Source organism: Spirosoma areae (genome assembly GCF_054781775.1).
Window position 1 is genome coordinate 253,129 of record NZ_BAAGTT010000010.1, and the last position, 15,613, is coordinate 268,741.

The 15,613-nt window shown below is 51.9% G+C and carries 19 protein-coding genes; 16 read left to right on the forward strand and 3 right to left on the reverse strand.

Annotated features, from left to right (window positions below):
* Window positions 1–7 precede the first annotated feature (7 nt).
* Window positions 8–712, reverse strand: coding sequence for an esterase family protein (locus ACYVI1_RS04765; RefSeq protein ID WP_460907292.1), 705 nt, complete (start codon window positions 710–712; stop codon window positions 8–10).
* A gap of 147 nt (window positions 713–859) precedes the next feature.
* On the opposite strand from ACYVI1_RS04765, the gene ACYVI1_RS04770 reads away from it, so the two are divergent.
* Together ACYVI1_RS04770 and ACYVI1_RS04775 are read left to right on the forward strand one after the other, a co-directional pair.
* Window positions 860–1,744: an alpha/beta hydrolase gene (locus tag ACYVI1_RS04770; RefSeq protein WP_460907295.1), complete on the forward strand. Its 885-nt coding sequence runs from the start codon at window positions 860–862 to the stop codon at window positions 1,742–1,744.
* Between the two features lie 50 nt (window positions 1,745–1,794).
* Complete coding sequence (locus tag ACYVI1_RS04775) at window positions 1,795–2,643, forward strand: glycoside hydrolase family 16 protein (protein WP_460907298.1); 849 nt, start codon at window positions 1,795–1,797, stop codon at window positions 2,641–2,643.
* Between the two features lie 178 nt (window positions 2,644–2,821).
* Here the strand turns inward: ACYVI1_RS04775 and ACYVI1_RS04780 are convergent, their stop codons facing one another.
* The gene (locus ACYVI1_RS04780; RefSeq protein ID WP_460907301.1) at window positions 2,822–4,606 is read right to left on the reverse strand and encodes a S8 family serine peptidase; all 1,785 of its coding nucleotides are present in this window, start codon (window positions 4,604–4,606) and stop codon (window positions 2,822–2,824) included.
* Between the two features lie 80 nt (window positions 4,607–4,686).
* Between ACYVI1_RS04780 and ACYVI1_RS04785 the strand changes: the two genes are divergently transcribed.
* The 4 genes from ACYVI1_RS04785 to ACYVI1_RS04800 all read left to right on the forward strand — a co-directional run bounded on the left by ACYVI1_RS04785 (window position 4,687) and on the right by ACYVI1_RS04800 (window position 7,662).
* Window positions 4,687–5,067, forward strand: a complete 381-nt coding sequence (locus ACYVI1_RS04785; RefSeq protein WP_460907303.1) for a hypothetical protein — start codon at window positions 4,687–4,689, stop codon at window positions 5,065–5,067.
* A 17-nt stretch (window positions 5,068–5,084) separates the two neighbouring features.
* Window positions 5,085–5,741, forward strand: coding sequence for a hypothetical protein (locus ACYVI1_RS04790; RefSeq protein WP_460907306.1), 657 nt, complete (start codon window positions 5,085–5,087; stop codon window positions 5,739–5,741).
* The gene (locus ACYVI1_RS04795; RefSeq protein ID WP_460907309.1) at window positions 5,701–6,852 is read left to right on the forward strand and encodes an ATP-binding protein; all 1,152 of its coding nucleotides are present in this window, start codon (window positions 5,701–5,703) and stop codon (window positions 6,850–6,852) included. The genes ACYVI1_RS04790 and ACYVI1_RS04795 overlap by 41 nt, the downstream gene beginning before the upstream one ends.
* A gap of 186 nt (window positions 6,853–7,038) precedes the next feature.
* Complete coding sequence (locus ACYVI1_RS04800; protein WP_460907312.1) at window positions 7,039–7,662, forward strand: response regulator; 624 nt, start codon at window positions 7,039–7,041, stop codon at window positions 7,660–7,662.
* A 4-nt stretch (window positions 7,663–7,666) separates the two neighbouring features.
* Here ACYVI1_RS04800 and ACYVI1_RS04805 read toward each other — a convergent pair whose 3' ends face one another.
* Window positions 7,667–7,936 carry a hypothetical protein gene (locus ACYVI1_RS04805; RefSeq protein WP_460907314.1) on the reverse strand — a complete coding sequence of 90 codons (270 nt, stop codon included), beginning with the start codon at window positions 7,934–7,936 and terminating at the stop codon, window positions 7,667–7,669.
* A 228-nt stretch (window positions 7,937–8,164) separates the two neighbouring features.
* On the opposite strand from ACYVI1_RS04805, the gene ACYVI1_RS04810 reads away from it, so the two are divergent.
* The 10 genes from ACYVI1_RS04810 to ACYVI1_RS04855 all read left to right on the forward strand — a co-directional run bounded on the left by ACYVI1_RS04810 (window position 8,165) and on the right by ACYVI1_RS04855 (window position 15,599).
* On the forward strand, window positions 8,165–8,545 hold the full coding sequence (locus tag ACYVI1_RS04810; RefSeq protein WP_460907317.1) for a hypothetical protein: 381 nt from the start codon (window positions 8,165–8,167) through the stop codon (window positions 8,543–8,545).
* 123 nt (window positions 8,546–8,668) lie between these two features.
* Entirely contained in the window at window positions 8,669–9,568 is a 900-nt protein-coding gene (locus tag ACYVI1_RS04815) for a DUF6597 domain-containing transcriptional factor (RefSeq protein ID WP_460907320.1), read from the forward strand.
* Entirely contained in the window at window positions 9,565–9,948 is a 384-nt protein-coding gene (locus ACYVI1_RS04820) for an ester cyclase (RefSeq protein WP_460907323.1), read from the forward strand. Before ACYVI1_RS04815 ends, ACYVI1_RS04820 begins: the two co-directional genes overlap by 4 nt.
* 238 nt (window positions 9,949–10,186) lie before the next feature.
* Complete coding sequence (locus tag ACYVI1_RS04825; RefSeq protein WP_460907326.1) at window positions 10,187–11,050, forward strand: helix-turn-helix domain-containing protein; 864 nt, start codon at window positions 10,187–10,189, stop codon at window positions 11,048–11,050.
* Between the two features lie 122 nt (window positions 11,051–11,172).
* Window positions 11,173–11,568 (forward strand): ester cyclase, encoded by a 396-nt coding sequence (locus ACYVI1_RS04830; RefSeq protein ID WP_460907328.1) that lies wholly within the window; start codon window positions 11,173–11,175, stop codon window positions 11,566–11,568.
* A 39-nt stretch (window positions 11,569–11,607) separates the two neighbouring features.
* Window positions 11,608–12,486, forward strand: a complete 879-nt coding sequence (locus ACYVI1_RS04835; protein WP_460907330.1) for an SDR family oxidoreductase — start codon at window positions 11,608–11,610, stop codon at window positions 12,484–12,486.
* A gap of 19 nt (window positions 12,487–12,505) precedes the next feature.
* Window positions 12,506–12,901: an ester cyclase gene (locus ACYVI1_RS04840; protein ID WP_460907332.1), complete on the forward strand. Its 396-nt coding sequence runs from the start codon at window positions 12,506–12,508 to the stop codon at window positions 12,899–12,901.
* 136 nt (window positions 12,902–13,037) lie between these two features.
* On the forward strand, window positions 13,038–13,535 hold the full coding sequence (locus tag ACYVI1_RS04845) for a hypothetical protein (protein ID WP_460907334.1): 498 nt from the start codon (window positions 13,038–13,040) through the stop codon (window positions 13,533–13,535).
* Between the two features lie 94 nt (window positions 13,536–13,629).
* Window positions 13,630–14,157 (forward strand): YybH family protein, encoded by a 528-nt coding sequence (locus ACYVI1_RS04850; protein WP_460907336.1) that lies wholly within the window; start codon window positions 13,630–13,632, stop codon window positions 14,155–14,157.
* A gap of 29 nt (window positions 14,158–14,186) precedes the next feature.
* On the forward strand, window positions 14,187–15,599 hold the full coding sequence (locus ACYVI1_RS04855) for a hypothetical protein (protein ID WP_460907338.1): 1,413 nt from the start codon (window positions 14,187–14,189) through the stop codon (window positions 15,597–15,599).
* The last annotated feature ends 14 nt before the right edge of the window (window positions 15,600–15,613 follow it).

Here is a 15,613-nt window from a genome sequence, read left to right on the forward strand (position 1 = left end):
CATTGGTTTAAATCATGCTTAAATACCTGGGAAACTGGTCTTTCCAAACCGGCCAGTCGTGGTTGCCCCAGGGAGTTACGTCGAGTTGATGCCGGATGCCTTTTTGGTTTAATATGCCCGACATGCGAAAATTGTCGTCCTTGCAGAAATCGTACTCCGATGTACCCAGCACGATGTTCATAGTATAAAATTCGTTGTTGTGGGCGTTGGGCATAAAATCTGGTGGATTATTAAAATACACGTTGTCATCGTAATAACCACCCAGAAACGACCGAATGTCGTAAGCCGCGCCCATCGTGAGCAAATGACCAACCTGTTCGGGATGACGAAAGGCGAAATTCAGGGCATGGTAGCCCCCAAATGAAGCACCCGACACGCCAATTTTTTGGACATTACACTCCCGCTGAATACCCGGCACCAGCTCTTCGTGCAGAAAACGGTCATACAGCACGTGGTTCCAGATGCGGGCACCTGGGTGCAGGTGTTTGGCATACCAGCTATCGCGGTCGATGCTGTCGATGCAGTACAATTTAACTTTGCCCGCGTTAACAAACCCTCGTGCCGTTTCGGTCAGGCCGAAGTCTTTGTATTCATAATAATGCCCCATTGAGGTCGGAAACAGCAGCACCGGGTAGCCCCAGTTGCCATAAACCAGCATCTCGATGTCGCGGCCAAGGTGGTGCGAATACCACTTGCGATAGTCTTCCTGCACGATTGTATTGGGTTGATGAGAAGAACGGAAATTTCGGATGAAAATAGACGAAATAGCTGGCACCGACAAAGAACCAACCAATATGAGCCGAAAAAATCCGTAGTTTGCATCTGTATGATTATCTTATTTGTCCCATTTTTTGTGCTTATGGCTGAAACACTACCGGCCCTTACCCACACCGAACTACCCACTGTAACCGTTCGGCGCGACGATTCGTTATACTCCGTTCCGTTAAAACGAACCGTTCATTTAGACATTATCCTGCCCCCCGGTCATCAGGAATGGCAGGGGCGTTCCGGTGGGAAATCGCTGCCCGTTTTATACCTGAACGATGGGCAGGATTTACCACGCCTGCACATGACCGCTGTGCTGGATTCGTTGTATAAACAACAGGCCATTCGCCCGTTTGTACTGGTGGCCATTCATGCGGGCGACCGCATTCAGGAATACGGCACGGCGGCCCGCGCCGACTACATGAAACGGGGTGGCAAAGCCAAACTGTACACCGATTTCGTACTTACCGAACTGTTGCCCTACATCAAAAATCATTATCCGGTTAGCGCCGACCCGGCGCAGTCGGTATTTGCCGGTTTCTCGCTGGGTGGCCTGTCGGCATTCGACATCGTATTTCACCATCCTGAACGGTTTTCCAAAGCGGGCGTATTTTCAGGCTCGTTCTGGTGGCGCAGCAAAAGCACGGAGGATGGCTATCGCGATGAAACCGACCGGATTATGCACGATTTAGTTCGGAAAGGAAAATACCATAAACAACTTAAATTCTGGTTTGAAACCGGCACCGACGACGAAACCAGCGACCGCAATAACAACGGCATCATCGACTCCATCGACGATACGACCGACCTGATCGATGAGTTAGTGAAAAAAGGTTACCGCCGGGATAGCAAGGGCCGGCCGCACGACATCCGGTATGTAGAAATTGACGGCGGAAAACACAATCAGGAAACCTGGACTACCATCATGCCGGATTTTCTGGCCTGGGCGTTTGGTAAAAGTGAACGAGCGAAAGAGTGAAAGAGCGAACCAACGAATCCGGTCGCTGGAGCAAATAAAACACATGGTCTATGAAACGTCTATTGACAATGAACGTAGTTGCGATTATTACGCTGCTGGCCTGCAAAAGTCCTGAGGTAACGTTTCCGGTGAGCGGGACCGTTACCTCACCAACGAGCACAACGATGGTTCCGGCTGCCCGCAAACTCGTTTGGGCCGATGAGTTCGACAAGCCGGGCCTGCCCGACTCCACAAAGTGGGGCTATGAGGTGGGTGGCAACGGCTGGGGAAACAATGAACTACAATACTACACGGCCCGACGCGCCGAAAATGCCCGGATTGAAAACGGAAAACTCGTTATTGAAGCCCGCAGGGAAGCGTATCAGGGGAAAAACTACACCTCGGCCCGCTTGCTGACGAAGGACAAAACCACCTGGACCTATGGCCGGATTGAAGCCTTCGCCAAGCTGCCAAAGGGCGTTGGCACCTGGCCCGCTGTCTGGATGCTGGGCAAAAATAGTTCCACGGCTGGCTGGCCGAAGTGCGGGGAAATCGACATCATGGAACACGTTGGGTTCGATGAGGGCGTTGTTCACGGCACTGTTCATACCGAAGCGTATAATCATAGCAAGAAAACCGAAAAAGGAAATTCCACAACCGTAAAGGACGTAACGACGGGTTTTCACCGGTACGCCATCGAATGGACCGCCGAGCAGATTGACTTCTTCGTAGACGACCAGAAGTACTACACCGTTCAGAAATCGGCGCTGGGCTACACCGAAGCCCAATGGCCGTTCGACCAACCGTTTTTTCTCATTCTGAATGTAGCGGTTGGCGGCAACTGGGGCGGCCAAAAAGGCGTCGATGAGAGCATTTGGCCGCAACGCATGGAGATCGATTATGTGCGGGTATATCAGTAAGAAATGAGAAAAGCAAAAAACAAGGGCGATTCGTTACTAAAGCGAATCGCCCTTGTTTTTTGCCAAAACCCCGCCATCCCCCGTTTATGGGATGGCGGGGCCATACGGCGGGATGTACCTTTGGGGTAAGAAACAAAAATTAGTGGGCTGACGATGGATTGGCTGAATAAGACAGGAATTAGTCGCCTGCCGGACCAAGCCACTGGTTAAGTCGATACTCTACATTTCTCCAGGATGGAACAACACCCGATGACCCGCTGGGTAATCCCATTACGCGATGCCCCCCTCTTGAGGATTGCTTCAACCAGGTAAATAATAAGGCGGGAGGGATGACCCGATTGCGAGTTTTAGCTATGCTTTGCGCTAAAACAACCATGCCGGCAATAATGGCAGCAGAACCGGATGTGCTACCCATCGCACTGAAGAAACGATTTCCCGGATTGGTTGTCAATATGTTATGGCCCTGTGCAAAAACCTTGACCCGGTTGCCCCGGCTTGATGTGGGAAGTACCGTAAACGTATTTCCTCCGTCGGTGCGTAAGGCAGCCCCCACCAGGATAGCCCTACTGGGCGTTTGCTGGTAATGTTGAATAAACTCTTCCGTCGACGGGAACTGCGGATGTGCATGACCCGAAATGTTATGCTCCTGAGCTAATTGAGCGATGTGTTCATGAATTAAATCATAGGCAGAATAATGGGATGCCGGGTGATCATCCCGTACATCATCAAGTAATGAACAGTAATTGTCGTAATAGCGATTGTCGCCCGTGTCTAAAATGGCGCTGTCATTACCCGCACCTGCCACCACGGTGATGTCGCGTCGATAGGCAATGTCGATGAGTTCGTAAACGGCGGGCAGAACATCGAGCGGGAATCGACCACCGCCGGTAGCTAATTCGAACAGGATGGTTTCGCCGGGCTCAGTGGCCGACACAGCCGCCAGGACGGCGCGTTCTTCTTCGTAAGAAATGCTGTTAATCGTGTCGCCGGTTCGGTTTAAGGCGGTTATGCAGGAAGCTAACCGAACGGATACATTAGGGGCAATACCCCGGCAAAGGTCTGTTCCTGCGGCATTGTCACTGTTGGTCGAGTCGGCGGAGAGAATACCCAGAATTTGTGTGCCATGACTCAGTTTATCGGTTGCGGCAGGAATGTTCAAAATCTGTGTTCGTATATCCGTCGGGAATATGACGGCGCTGCGCGTCAGGCCTGGGAGTTGGGTATGGTTGATCGACCAGCTATCAACTTCAACAACGGTCATGCGAATGGGCGCTGCCGGGTCGGGAACAAAATTGCCCGGAATACGCATGTCGGTGAGGTAATATTGGTTGCCCATGCCGGGTTGCTGGGCCTGGGCAGGCGTTGGAAAACTGGTGGCGAGGGGCACAGGGTCGTCTTTCAGATACGCATACTGGAGCAGGCTGTTTTTAGCCGTAACCTGATGCGCCAACCCGTTCAGCCATCTGAATAAGCGGTATCGTAACCACCAACTGCTTTTGTTGGCTTTGTAGGGAAGAAACCGACCAAACTGATCCAGAAGCTCCGCTGCTTCTTCCTGGCCGTAGTCTTTGGGGAAGTCGATGCGAAAGTAGTTAAAGAGATTAGGCATGTCTGACGGCTGCCCGTTCGGACTGCCAGATTTGCCTTTTTCGTAGCTGTCTAATTTCCGCCAGAGCAGATTGATAGTTTTACAGTCTTTATAGTCAAACAGATAGCGCAGTTGAACACCCGGAGATGCGTTGACCAGGTCTCTTAATCGCTTATCTAACGCGTTAGCCTGCCTTTTCAGCGAATCGCCGGGCCCCGGCTGGTTGTAGGTGACTGACGGGTGGGCCTTACGGGCATTTTGAAAAAACGTAGTGGCTTCGCGGATGTACTCGTCGGGTAAGTTGAAGAGATCGCGCCAGGTTGGGTCGGTCGTGATGGATAGGTCGTCGCGAAATTTGAATACGAGAGATGTCATGGCATACCGAATACTAATGTGAATAGTTCCAGCAAGATAAAGTATTTATTTTCACGTCGTTAACTTAAAACCAACTAATCATGTCTGATTCTGTTTTTCGTAATCATGGATTACACAAGGGCCTTTCGAGCGAGAGCGTTCGCAGATTGGCCCGGCGATTTAAGCAGGACATTCCTGCCAGCAGGGAACGCCGGGGCGTTTTTCTGGGAATCGATTTTTTAGAGGATGTGGCAAACAGCATCAGAGAAGGTGGCTTTGATGGCCTTATTGTAAAATTCGGCATACATCCGAAGGTAGGAGATACCCCCCGAACGTATGAACTGGTCGCGACTGAAATCGAATTGGAAGGGGAAGGGTCCTTTAAAGTGATTCGGCGGGGGGCCAATTATGCGTCGTTACCCGGAGACGCAGTCAACCCGCCCGTTGTTGGGTGCCCCCCAATTGATTCAGCATTCGAGTAAGCGAAATTTTCCCGCCCATGTTGAAGCAACTTGTTTTAACCCTTAGTTACGTGAATGGCGCTACCCTGCTGATACCCATTGGCATAGGTATTATTCACTGGAAAAATTTGTCGAATGGGCTTCGGGTGGGTTGGGGCGCTATCGTTTCGTACTTCCTGTTCTTTGTGCTATCGCTGGCAATGGTTTTTTTATGGAATGGGAAAAATACGACCATCATTTCTTACCTCATTGCTGCTTCGTTCGGCGGGTTGTTTGCGGTAGCGTACTGGCTGGCGATTCCGTCGAGCTGGCGTCGTACCTTAATTGCAGGGCTGGCTTTTGCGGGGGTAGGCGGTATTCTTCTGGAAGCGTTCGTTTTCGGCCATTATCAGCAGGGGAGTCAGTGGTCAGTACCGCTTCAAACGGTACTGACCACCCTAACCGTACTTATCTTTCTGCACTACATAATCCGGCAAACGCGCATTAGCTTGCTGCGGATACCGTTTTTCTGGATTAGCATTGCGTTGCTCATTAGTTCGGTGCTGGGCACCATCTACGATGCTTTTCAACAGCAGATGCTGGCCTCATCGCGCGAGTTATTTTTAACGTGGCTATGTGTTCAATTGGGTATTACGATTTTCTGTAACCTGCTGTATGGCGTGGGATTCCACCGGGCTAAAAACAGCGTTAACTAAAGCAACCGTATTCGTGAAAGGCCGTGTGATTTTGCACTTGCTGCTGTTCGGACATTACGTTTGCCTAAGCCAGTCATCAACGCAAAACGTCCGGCTGGCTACAATTACTGTGCTTAATGAAACGGGCCATCCCCAAACGATAAACCCTCAGCCGGAAATCAGGCTGAAAGCTCGTCAGAATTACCTGACGTTTCGCTTCAGCGCAAGCCAGCCAACACCGTTTCGCTATAAATTAGATGGGTTGGATAATGACTGGCTTGACGGGGTTAGCACAGACCAGATTCACTATGCTAATTTGCCCGGTGGCATCTACATATTCAGGGTAGAAGGCCAGGAAGAAGACGTGCGAATAGAACTTGACATGCCCATCTGGAAACACTGGTGGTTTGCGCCAGCGTTGTTATTGTACCTGATTGGCGTAATCGGTGTTGTTTTTTACTTATTCCTCCAGTACCGATTTCGACAGAAACTGCGCGAGTTGCAGGCCCGCGACCGCATTGCCCGCGACCTGCACGACGACATGGGCAGCTACCTTAGCAGCATCAGCATCCTGAGCCAGACCGCCCGCCGGTCGGCCACCAAAGACCCCGCCAAAACCCAGGCTACCCTCGACCGAATTGGCCAGACGGCCCGCCAGATTATGGACTCGATGGGCGATATTGTCTGGAGCATCAACCCCGACCACGACTCGATGACCCAGGTTGTGGCCCGGATGAACGATGTTGCAGCGGGCCTGTTCGCGGCCAACGCCGACCAGACCGGCAGCGTGGCCCTGCAAATGGATGTAGCCGAGGGTGTTCGCCAGATGAGCTTGTCGGCAGAAAATCGGCGCGATTTTTTTCTGATTTACAAAGAAGCCATCACCAATGTTGCCCGGTATGCCAGCGCCGACCGGGTGCGGGTGGCCCTCAGCCGCGAAAGTGGCCGGTTAGTATTGATCGTGCAGGACAATGGGCGCGGTTTCGACCCAAAGAACCCCGCCCGCCTGAACCCGTCGGGTGGGAATGGGCTGCGAAACATGCAAACGCGGGCCGCGCTGCTGGGCGGCAAACTCAGTATTGAGTCGGCAGTGGGAGAAGGCACAACGCTCTCGCTGCGTTTTCCGGCATAAAACTAACGTAGCGGCTGACTATCACCCACATAGGGGATACCAACCCGTTGTCTTTCTGCTTACCTTTACAAAGAGCGAAATCGGACCGCCGAAGCGGAGTGAAAGAGCGAAAGGCTGGCGTATCCAGTTTTCGCTCTTTCACTCTTTCATTCACTCTTTAAACGACTCTTTCACTCTTTTTCAACCATGCCCATCCGTGTTCTGATCTACGAGGACAATACCGAGCTGCGTGAAGCCCTGAGTGCGCTTGTGGCCGATGCGGAGGAGTGTGTGCTGGTAGGTGCCTTTGGCGACTGCCATCGGGCCAACGACCAGACTCACCAACTCCAGCCCAATGTGGTGTTGATGGACATCGACCTCCCCGGCCGCGATGGCATTCAGGCCGTTATGAGCCTGCACCGGGAGTTTCCAGCGGTGAACGTGCTGATGCTCACGGTGTTTGATGACGACGACCGGGTTTTTCGCGCCCTGTGTGCGGGCGCATCGGGCTATTTGCTCAAGCGAACCACGCCCGATGAAATCATCGAAGCCATCCAGTCAGTTCATGACGGGGGCGCGCCCATGTCGCCGAGTATTGCCCGCAAAGTGATTCAAACGTTTCCGTCCCGCGCAGGCCAAAGCGCCAACCTCGACCAGCTAACGAGCCGCGAAAGTCAGGTGCTGCATTATTTAGCGCAGGGTATGAGCTATAAATTAGTGGCTGCCGAACTCAAAATCGGCATCGAAACCGTTCGCACGCACATTAAGCGTATCTACGAAAAACTCCACGTTCACTCCGTCGTTGAAGCCGTGGCGAAATACCGGCCCTAACTCATCAGAAGAAGTCGCTGATCGCTTCTTTTATTTTATTGGTCGATACAATAAACGGTTTCTTCGTGATGGTGACCGCAACGGGCGTTTTTTGGCCTGTTGCCGACGCTAAAACCTCGTAGGTGCCCTCGACCGCACCAATCGCCGTTTTGATGCGAAAGTTGCCTTTGGTTGCATCGCCCGTAAACTGCCCACCTTTTTCATTGATAGCCGTGCCTGCTTTGGTCGTAAACTGGCTGGCTGTTCCCGGAAAGTCAATCGTGAATGTGCTCATGGTTGTTTTGTGAAAAAAGTTAACTGTTTCTGTTTTAGCCGTTGAGACGCTCCTGCCGGGCCATAGTAAGTGTAGTCGTATCACCCATTTATGGGATTTCGCACGGTTGATGGCCTGCCGAACTTTGATGCGAAGTAAATCGGTTTTCCGCTGTAATTCACATCCTGTTCAATTTAGTAAAGCCATTGCCTTCATTGTATCTATCTACACCATTAAATTTCCTCTTGTATGAAAACGTATCTGATTGCCTTGTTTGTAGCTTCTGTCGGGACTGCCTTCGCGCAGAATTCTGATTTAGTGCCAACTACCAGCGCTTCCTGGGCCGGTCGCCAGTTTATCCGCATCAAAAACCAATTACGCCAGCCCCCTCCGCCACCTGTGGGCGGATTTTGGGTGGTTGAAGAAGCCGGCAACAAGAAAGACCCGGCCATTGTGCGCTACTACACCGACCAGCGTGTAGAACTCCACACCGACACGCTGCGTCGTGCCAAATTGCGGCTGCATAAGCGGTCGGTTGTTAATCAGCTTAACGGCAAACTGGCCCTTCTTCTGGGAACATCCGACAAACCCGCATCGGTGGCCTTTCGTCGGACCCTAAATCACGAATAAACATTCTCTGGTAAGGCTTATTGGGCATTTCTGTGGATACTATACCGCTTACGTAAAAGTCAGGCAAGGCATGTTGATTGAAAAGCTAAACGCTTATATTTCAGCACCAAACCAGTACTTTCTATGCGCTACCTCACCCACATACCTGATCCACTGCTGGAGCCGTACATCGAAAAAATCTATATTCTCGAACACGATCATTACCTGACCACTCCAGCCGAACTATCCAGCCCGGCCAATCCATACGCGGCAATGGTGCTGAACTACGGCGACCGCTACCGGTTGCACAGTAGCCTGTCGGCGGGAACGCTACTGCCCGACAGTTTTCTGACGGGCTACTCCACCTGTGCTTACCGGCTTGAGCTGACGGGCCGGGTCAGTATGCTGGGTGTGGTTTTCAAAGGAACTGGTTTGCGGGCCTTTTTTTCGTCGGTAACGCTCGGCGAACTGATCGACCAACGCCACGAACTGAGTGCCATAATTGGCCCCGATGCCGGGCGGCTTTGCGAACAGTTGGCCAATGCACCAACCAACGAAGCCCGTTTTGCTCTTGTCGAAACCTGGTTGCTGCACCGGCTTTATCGGTCGTCACAAACCGCCATTATGCCCAACGTAGCCGATCAGGCCGCTCATGTCATGCTGACCAACCGGGGCATGCTGACGATGGATGGATTGGCCGACGGCCTGTGCGTGAGTCCGCGTCACCTGCGCCGGGTGTTTGGCGAGCAGGCGGGTGTCAGCCCCAAATTTTTTGCCCGGCTCAAGCGGTTCAATTACACCTATCATGCCCTCATGCTGAAGCCCGGAGCCGAGTGGCCTGATTTTCTGATGGATGGCGGTTTCTACGATCAGTCGCACCTGATTAAAGATTTTGTTCAGTTTAGCGGTAAAGCACCCTCTGTTGCCCTCCAGCGGCATCAGCAACTGGCCAAAATGCTGACCGATGAATTGGCCGATTTTTACAAGACTCCCCGCCATCGACCCGCTACTTTTAGGTCATCACTAAAAAACACAGGCTCATGACTACCGAACAAAGTAAACAGCGCATTATCGAGTACTGCAACGCCCTGCGGGGAACAAATAAGCCCATGGACCTGCTCGATCAGTTTATTTCAGATGCCGACATGGAGCTGAAGGGCCACATTCAGGTTTTTGAAGCGGGTATTCCGTGTTATGATTTTATCCCGGAAGACATCATTGCCGAAGGCAGCAAAGTTATGGTTCGGTTTCGGATGAATGGGCAGCACACGGGCGATCTGTTTGGCTGTCCGCCAACGGGCAATGCCATCAATATTACAGGCATCATCCTGTATGAACTGGCCGATAATATGATTGTTAATCACTGGATGGAAGCCGATTCGGTGGGCCTGATGCAGCAGATCAGCACAACGGTCACGGCCTGATGCAGGGCATTTTCATGAAAAATGGAACGCGGATCATACGGATGTACCAACGCGGATCACCGCTGATTTTTAAATCCGCGCCAATCCGCGTTGCGTAGCATCTGTGTCATCCGCGTTCCATTTTTAGGCTAAATAGGGTAAACTCCGTTTCATGAAAAAGCCCTGCGGCCTGATGAGCGTGTATTGTTGGTCTGGTAATGCACCGGTGTTTAGAAGACGTAATCCACTATAAAACGAGATGCTCCAATACCCGGTCGAGTCGGATGTTTTGCTTTTTTTGAGGGGCATCGTCACGTCGTTGCAGCCCTTTGCAACGGCCCATTCGGTGGGGTTGTCGTTTGAAAGCGATACAGAGAGCCTGCGGTTACGGTATCATCCCGAAACGGTAGCTTCCGATCTGACCCAACTGCTTTGCCGTGTTGTAACATTTACGCCACAGCATCAGCGAGTCAGACTGGTAGCGACGTTAGTGAATGAACGCGATACGTTTTTTCTGAAACTCGTGGTGGAGAACACCGGCGTTAACCTGTCGCGTATTAGTGAGATAGCGACGCAAACCCGCAACCCGGTTATCGTTCATGCCAACCGGGACAAAAGCACCGCTTACGAAATTCAGTGGCCTCTGGAAAATCCTATAGAAACGCCCTCGTCCGTATCGGCAAACGTTTCGCATCCGCCCGACGATGTACGCAATTTTTTTGCCGCCGTGCTGAATCAGATGAGCGGTCATCTCAAAAAACAGACGAATCGCATGGCCGTTTTGGCCGCCGAAAAGCCGAAAGAGGCTATTTTCCTCCAAAAAGTGATGGCGGTTATCCATGCCCACATTGCCGACGAAACGTTTGATGTTGAGCAACTGGCGCGGTTTATGGCCATGAGCCGAATGCAACTGCATCGGCGGCTGAAGCCGTTGGTCAATCAGGCACCGGCGCATTACATCCGCGACCTGCGCCTGACACGCGCCAAAACTATGATCGAAAAAGAGTCCCTGAGCATCGGCGAAATCTGTTTTCAGGTCGGTTTTCAGAGCCAAAGCCATTTTACGAGAGCCTTTATCGGGAAGTTTGGGGTACGCCCAACGGCCTATCGGCGGGGAAAATAGACTCGTTTTTTTTGAAATGTTACAAATAGGCTAAAAATAGGGCAAAACAGACTAAATGTGGATAAGCAGATACTGTAGCTTTGTAACACATTGACAGTCAATGAAAGCCAATCGGGAATGACATGAACCAGGCCATGAAAAACAAGGAGTTCATCCTCCATTATTACAATGCCGTGAGTGGGGTGATAAAAACGCCTGCGTTGCTCCGCCAGTTTATAGACGACCCGGCCCTGATCGACGGCGTTACGTTTATTGACGGGGCTTTTCCCGGATATGAAATGACCGCCGAGGAAATGACCGCCGAAGGCAACCGGGTGGTGGTTCGGGCGCGTATGAAAGGCAAACACGAAGGCGAGTGGGATGGCATCCTGCCGACGCACCGGCAGGTAGAGTTTCCGGTAGTGGTGGGTTATGAGATCGTAAATAATAAAATAGCCACGCATTGGATCATCTCCGACTCCGCCATGCTGATGGAGCAACTCGGCATAGATACCATGAGCAAACCCGGTACTGAATGAAAATCCCAACCTTACTTCTTACCCTTAAAAAACGTAAACATGATACTCGTTGTTGGTGCTACCGGCTTAGTAGGTACGGAAATCTGCCGCCTGCTGGCCGACCAAGAAAAGCCATTTCGTGCTTTAGTCCGTCATGATTCAAATCCCGAAAAAGTGGCTCACCTCCAATCGCTGGGCGCCACTATTGCCGTTGGCGACCTTAAAGACCCGGCCTCGTTAGCGTTGGCTTGTGCAGGCGCAAACACCGTACTGTCAACGGCTACCTGTATTTCGTCGGTGCGCGACGGGGATTCTATCGAAACGGTCGACCACCAGGGGCAACTCAATCTGGTAGAAGCGGCCAAACAGGCGGGCGTAAACCGCTTTGTTTTTATCTCGTTTGCCCACAATCCTGCCAATACGTTTCCGCTATCGGATGCCAAACAGGCTGTAGAAACTGCCCTTGCCAACAGTGGCATGACCTGGAGCAGTTTGCAGGCCAGTTATTTTATGGAAATGTGGCTAAGTCCGGCACTGGGGTTCAATTATCCGCAACAGAAGGCCCGTATTTATGGAGAAGGGACAAATCCAATCACCTGGATTTCGTTCAAAGATGTGGCTCAACTTGCCGTTGCCGCTCTGAACAACGGGTTTGCCGACAACCGGGCCAGCGCCATCGGTGGGCCTAAGCCCCTGAGTCCGAGCGCGGTACTAACGGTTTTTGAAGAAACATTCGGCACGGCGTTTACCGTCGAAAACGTGCCTAAAGGGGCGTTGCAAGCCCAAAAAGCGGCCGCTACCAATCCGTTTGAGGCTACGTTTGCGGGATTGATGATCCAGTATGCCGATGGCGATACCATTGACATGACGGATATTCTGGAGCAGACGGGGCTTCGCCTGACGGCTGTTGAGGAGTATGCAGCCGCCGTGAAAGCCTGAATTCGTTATAACACAGGCCATGATGGATGTAGCCCGACAAAACAAGGCGTTTATTCTCGACTATTACAACGCGGTCAGTGGGGTTGCCAAAACGCCTGCCTTGCTGGCACAGTACATTACTGACCAGGCACTGATCGACCATATTACGTTTTTCGACGGCGCGTTTCCAAACTATGAACTCTATGCCGACGAGTTGACTGCCGAAGGCAACCGCGTTGTGGTCAGAGCGCGATTCAAAGGAATGCACCAGGGCGAATGGAATGGGATACCACCGAGCTACCGACCGGTTACGTTTACGTTTATTATCGGCTATGAAATTCGCAACCAAAAAATAGTCAGTCAATGGCTTGTTGCTGACCAACTGACGTTGCTCGATCAATTGGGTATAGAAGCCGTTACCACATCGGCTCAGTAGGTCTACTTCTCAAAAAAAACACATACCCCCGGATTTGTTGCGGACTCCGCATTCCGCTTTCAGATAGCCATTTTCTGAAAGGCAGCTATTGGTTTGCCCAAAAATGATTGAAAAGCATTTTTAAACGTCCAATTACATGAAAAAGAACCTGTTTGTATTGCTCATGGCCGTATCCGGCTACGCCTTTGCCCAAACTGCCGATGAAATTCGGTCCGACGTTTCGGCCGTTAAGAAAGTAGTCATGGCCGAGTCCGATGCACGTGATGATTTTCAGGCCTGGACAGATTGTTACGCGGATTCACCCCAAACGTCGTTTGCCAATACCAGCTCACCGGGGGCAGCGGTGTATCGCAGAAGCTTTGAGGAAGTGAAAGAGGCAAAGAAAAAGTCGCTGGCGGCTTCGCCCAGGTCAGGATTTACCCTTGACAGTCAGGCCGACTGGGTTATCCGGGTAGTGGGCAATATGGCGTGGGTGAGACACACACAACACTTCACCCTACTGGCCACTAACACGAAATTAACGGCCTTTGACCTGAAAGTTCTGGAGAAAATCAACGGAAACTGGAAAATCTCGACGGCTGCCTGGATTGGCGATTTCAAGAATGCCAGCCCGCCGATGAAGTCAACGTATTGAGATGAAAACAGAAGCCGTACAATGTCCGTTTTCTACAATACTCCGTCCTGAGCATGGGCTACTTTTGAGTCGTATCAAACAAATTGACCGACTCATGAACACAGTCCTACGTACCGTTTCCCTGACGGTCGTCACCTTCGCCAGCCTGCTGTTGGCCCAGCCGAATTGGGCGTTGGCTCAAACCACCAATGCCGACGAAGAGGCCATCCGGAAAGTCATTATCGGCGAAACCGATGCCTACGTTCGGCGCGACTTCGATGCCTGGGCAGGCTACTTTGTTGATTCTCCTCAAACGTCAGGAGTTATTACGCCAAACGGTTCACCCGGTAGCATGGGCACTCGAACAGGATTTGCCGATATGAAGCAGGGGATGAAAAAATGGATGGAGCAGTCGCCTAAATCGGAGATGACAGTCGAAGGTCGGGATATCTGGAACGTCAAAATTAACGGTACGATGGCCTGGGCGATGTGGAAGCAGCATAATGTATTTAAAGAGACTACCAAAGTGGATTCTCAACAATTGACCGTCCTGGAAAAGATTGATGGTCAATGGAAAATTTCAACCTCTGCTTCAGTTTGGGATTTCAAGAATGCCAGCCCACCCATGCGTTCAACGTATTGAATTGGTTGTTCCATTTAACTATCCACACCATGAAAAATCAATCGGTTTCCAGCACCCTGTTGCTGGTCATTGGCCTGACAATGGCCCTGCAAAACTGTAAAAAGGCGGTTGACACCCCTGCACCGGCCGTGACGACTCCACCCGGTTCCACAACCACACCGGGAAGTTCAACAACAGCCGTAACAACGCCAGCCTTCAGCACGGCCACAACGGGGAATACGGTCTCAACAACAGCCGCCGTTACGAGCTTGTCGGCCCGTGTGTTCAGCACCCTCGCTGGCCACGGCGGAGCCACCATCACGCAGCACGGCCATGTGTATAGCAACACCGACCCGCAGCCTGCGGTGCGTCTGGCTGCATCGCCCAAAACCGAGTTGGGACCTGTTCCGGCAACAACGACCTTCCCGTATTCGTATTCGAGTAGTCTCAGCGGGCTGGAATCAAACACAACCTACACCGTTCGGCCCTACGCCACGACCGACAAGGGGACAACGACCTATGGGGCCACGTTTCAGGTACGCACGGCTGCCGTAACCGTACCCAACAGCACGACGGACTGCTTCATTGCGACATTTGCCGAAGACCTGAATCAGGAGGGAGGGGCTTCTAAATATCGGGCAACCTATACCTACCAGAATAACCGATTACTCTCACGCATCGCTACGACCTCGACCTTTACGCCCGCTACATCGAATACGGCGGTGAAAGCAACTTCGTCGGAAAGCGAGACGGTTTATGCCTATGATGCCAATGAGTTTGTGACAACGGCCCAAAACACCACCAAACAATTTACGCAGGGTACACTGACCTCGACCGCCACCGTTAACACCCAATACACCTACGATAAGGGGCTGGTCATTCGCGCAGACCAGGTACGGGACGGGGTGACGACCAGAACCACCTACGAATACGATAACGCAGGTCGATTGACCAAAAGCACCACATCAGGCCCTACCGCCAACTGGAACACGCTCTATACCAACGGCGTTCCGACGCTTTTTACAAACATAAGTTCCCCCAGCACAACCACCTATACCCGCGAGGGATACATCGACACCCAGACCACGGGCGACTTTATGACCACCAATCAGTACAACGCACAGGGGCAACTGATCCGGTCGAATACGTACCAGAAAACGGTGCTGAGTGCCTATTACGTCGTGGCCTACAGCAGCCAGAAATCCCGCGACTATACCGTCCCGGCATTCAAAGGTCACCCGGTTTTGCCCCCCACTCAGGGCATCCGTGATTATCCGCGCACGATGGTCAAAGGCTACGCGCTTGTGAATGGAGTAATAACCCAAACCAGCGAAGTCGCCTATACGGCTCAGGCCAATGCCCGTGGCTATGTGGAGAAGTACGGCATCACGAACCGGAGTGTGCCCAGCAACGCCATCACGTCAACCGTAGCGCAGTCTATAGCCTATATCAACTGCCCGTAACTCCCACTTATAAT

Excerpts from the sequence above, each read along its gene's own strand:
- ACYVI1_RS04770 (WP_460907295.1), top strand. The coding sequence starts at position 860 with ATGGCTGAAACACTACCGGCCCTTACCCACACCGAACTACCCACTGTA.
- ACYVI1_RS04775 (WP_460907298.1), top strand. The coding sequence starts at position 1,795 with ATGAAACGTCTATTGACAATGAACGTAGTTGCGATTATTACGCTGCTG.
- ACYVI1_RS04780 (WP_460907301.1), bottom strand. The coding sequence starts at position 4,606 with ATGACATCTCTCGTATTCAAATTTCGCGACGACCTATCCATCACGACC.
- ACYVI1_RS04785 (WP_460907303.1), top strand. The coding sequence starts at position 4,687 with ATGTCTGATTCTGTTTTTCGTAATCATGGATTACACAAGGGCCTTTCG.
- ACYVI1_RS04790 (WP_460907306.1), top strand. The coding sequence starts at position 5,085 with ATGTTGAAGCAACTTGTTTTAACCCTTAGTTACGTGAATGGCGCTACC.
- ACYVI1_RS04795 (WP_460907309.1), top strand. The coding sequence starts at position 5,701 with ATGGCGTGGGATTCCACCGGGCTAAAAACAGCGTTAACTAAAGCAACC.
- ACYVI1_RS04800 (WP_460907312.1), top strand. The coding sequence starts at position 7,039 with ATGCCCATCCGTGTTCTGATCTACGAGGACAATACCGAGCTGCGTGAA.
- ACYVI1_RS04805 (WP_460907314.1), bottom strand. The coding sequence starts at position 7,936 with ATGAGCACATTCACGATTGACTTTCCGGGAACAGCCAGCCAGTTTACG.
- ACYVI1_RS04810 (WP_460907317.1), top strand. The coding sequence starts at position 8,165 with ATGAAAACGTATCTGATTGCCTTGTTTGTAGCTTCTGTCGGGACTGCC.
- ACYVI1_RS04815 (WP_460907320.1), top strand. The coding sequence starts at position 8,669 with ATGCGCTACCTCACCCACATACCTGATCCACTGCTGGAGCCGTACATC.
- ACYVI1_RS04820 (WP_460907323.1), top strand. The coding sequence starts at position 9,565 with ATGACTACCGAACAAAGTAAACAGCGCATTATCGAGTACTGCAACGCC.
- ACYVI1_RS04825 (WP_460907326.1), top strand. The coding sequence starts at position 10,187 with ATGCTCCAATACCCGGTCGAGTCGGATGTTTTGCTTTTTTTGAGGGGC.
- ACYVI1_RS04830 (WP_460907328.1), top strand. The coding sequence starts at position 11,173 with ATGAACCAGGCCATGAAAAACAAGGAGTTCATCCTCCATTATTACAAT.
- ACYVI1_RS04835 (WP_460907330.1), top strand. The coding sequence starts at position 11,608 with ATGATACTCGTTGTTGGTGCTACCGGCTTAGTAGGTACGGAAATCTGC.
- ACYVI1_RS04840 (WP_460907332.1), top strand. The coding sequence starts at position 12,506 with ATGATGGATGTAGCCCGACAAAACAAGGCGTTTATTCTCGACTATTAC.
- ACYVI1_RS04845 (WP_460907334.1), top strand. The coding sequence starts at position 13,038 with ATGAAAAAGAACCTGTTTGTATTGCTCATGGCCGTATCCGGCTACGCC.
- ACYVI1_RS04850 (WP_460907336.1), top strand. The coding sequence starts at position 13,630 with ATGAACACAGTCCTACGTACCGTTTCCCTGACGGTCGTCACCTTCGCC.
- ACYVI1_RS04855 (WP_460907338.1), top strand. The coding sequence starts at position 14,187 with ATGAAAAATCAATCGGTTTCCAGCACCCTGTTGCTGGTCATTGGCCTG.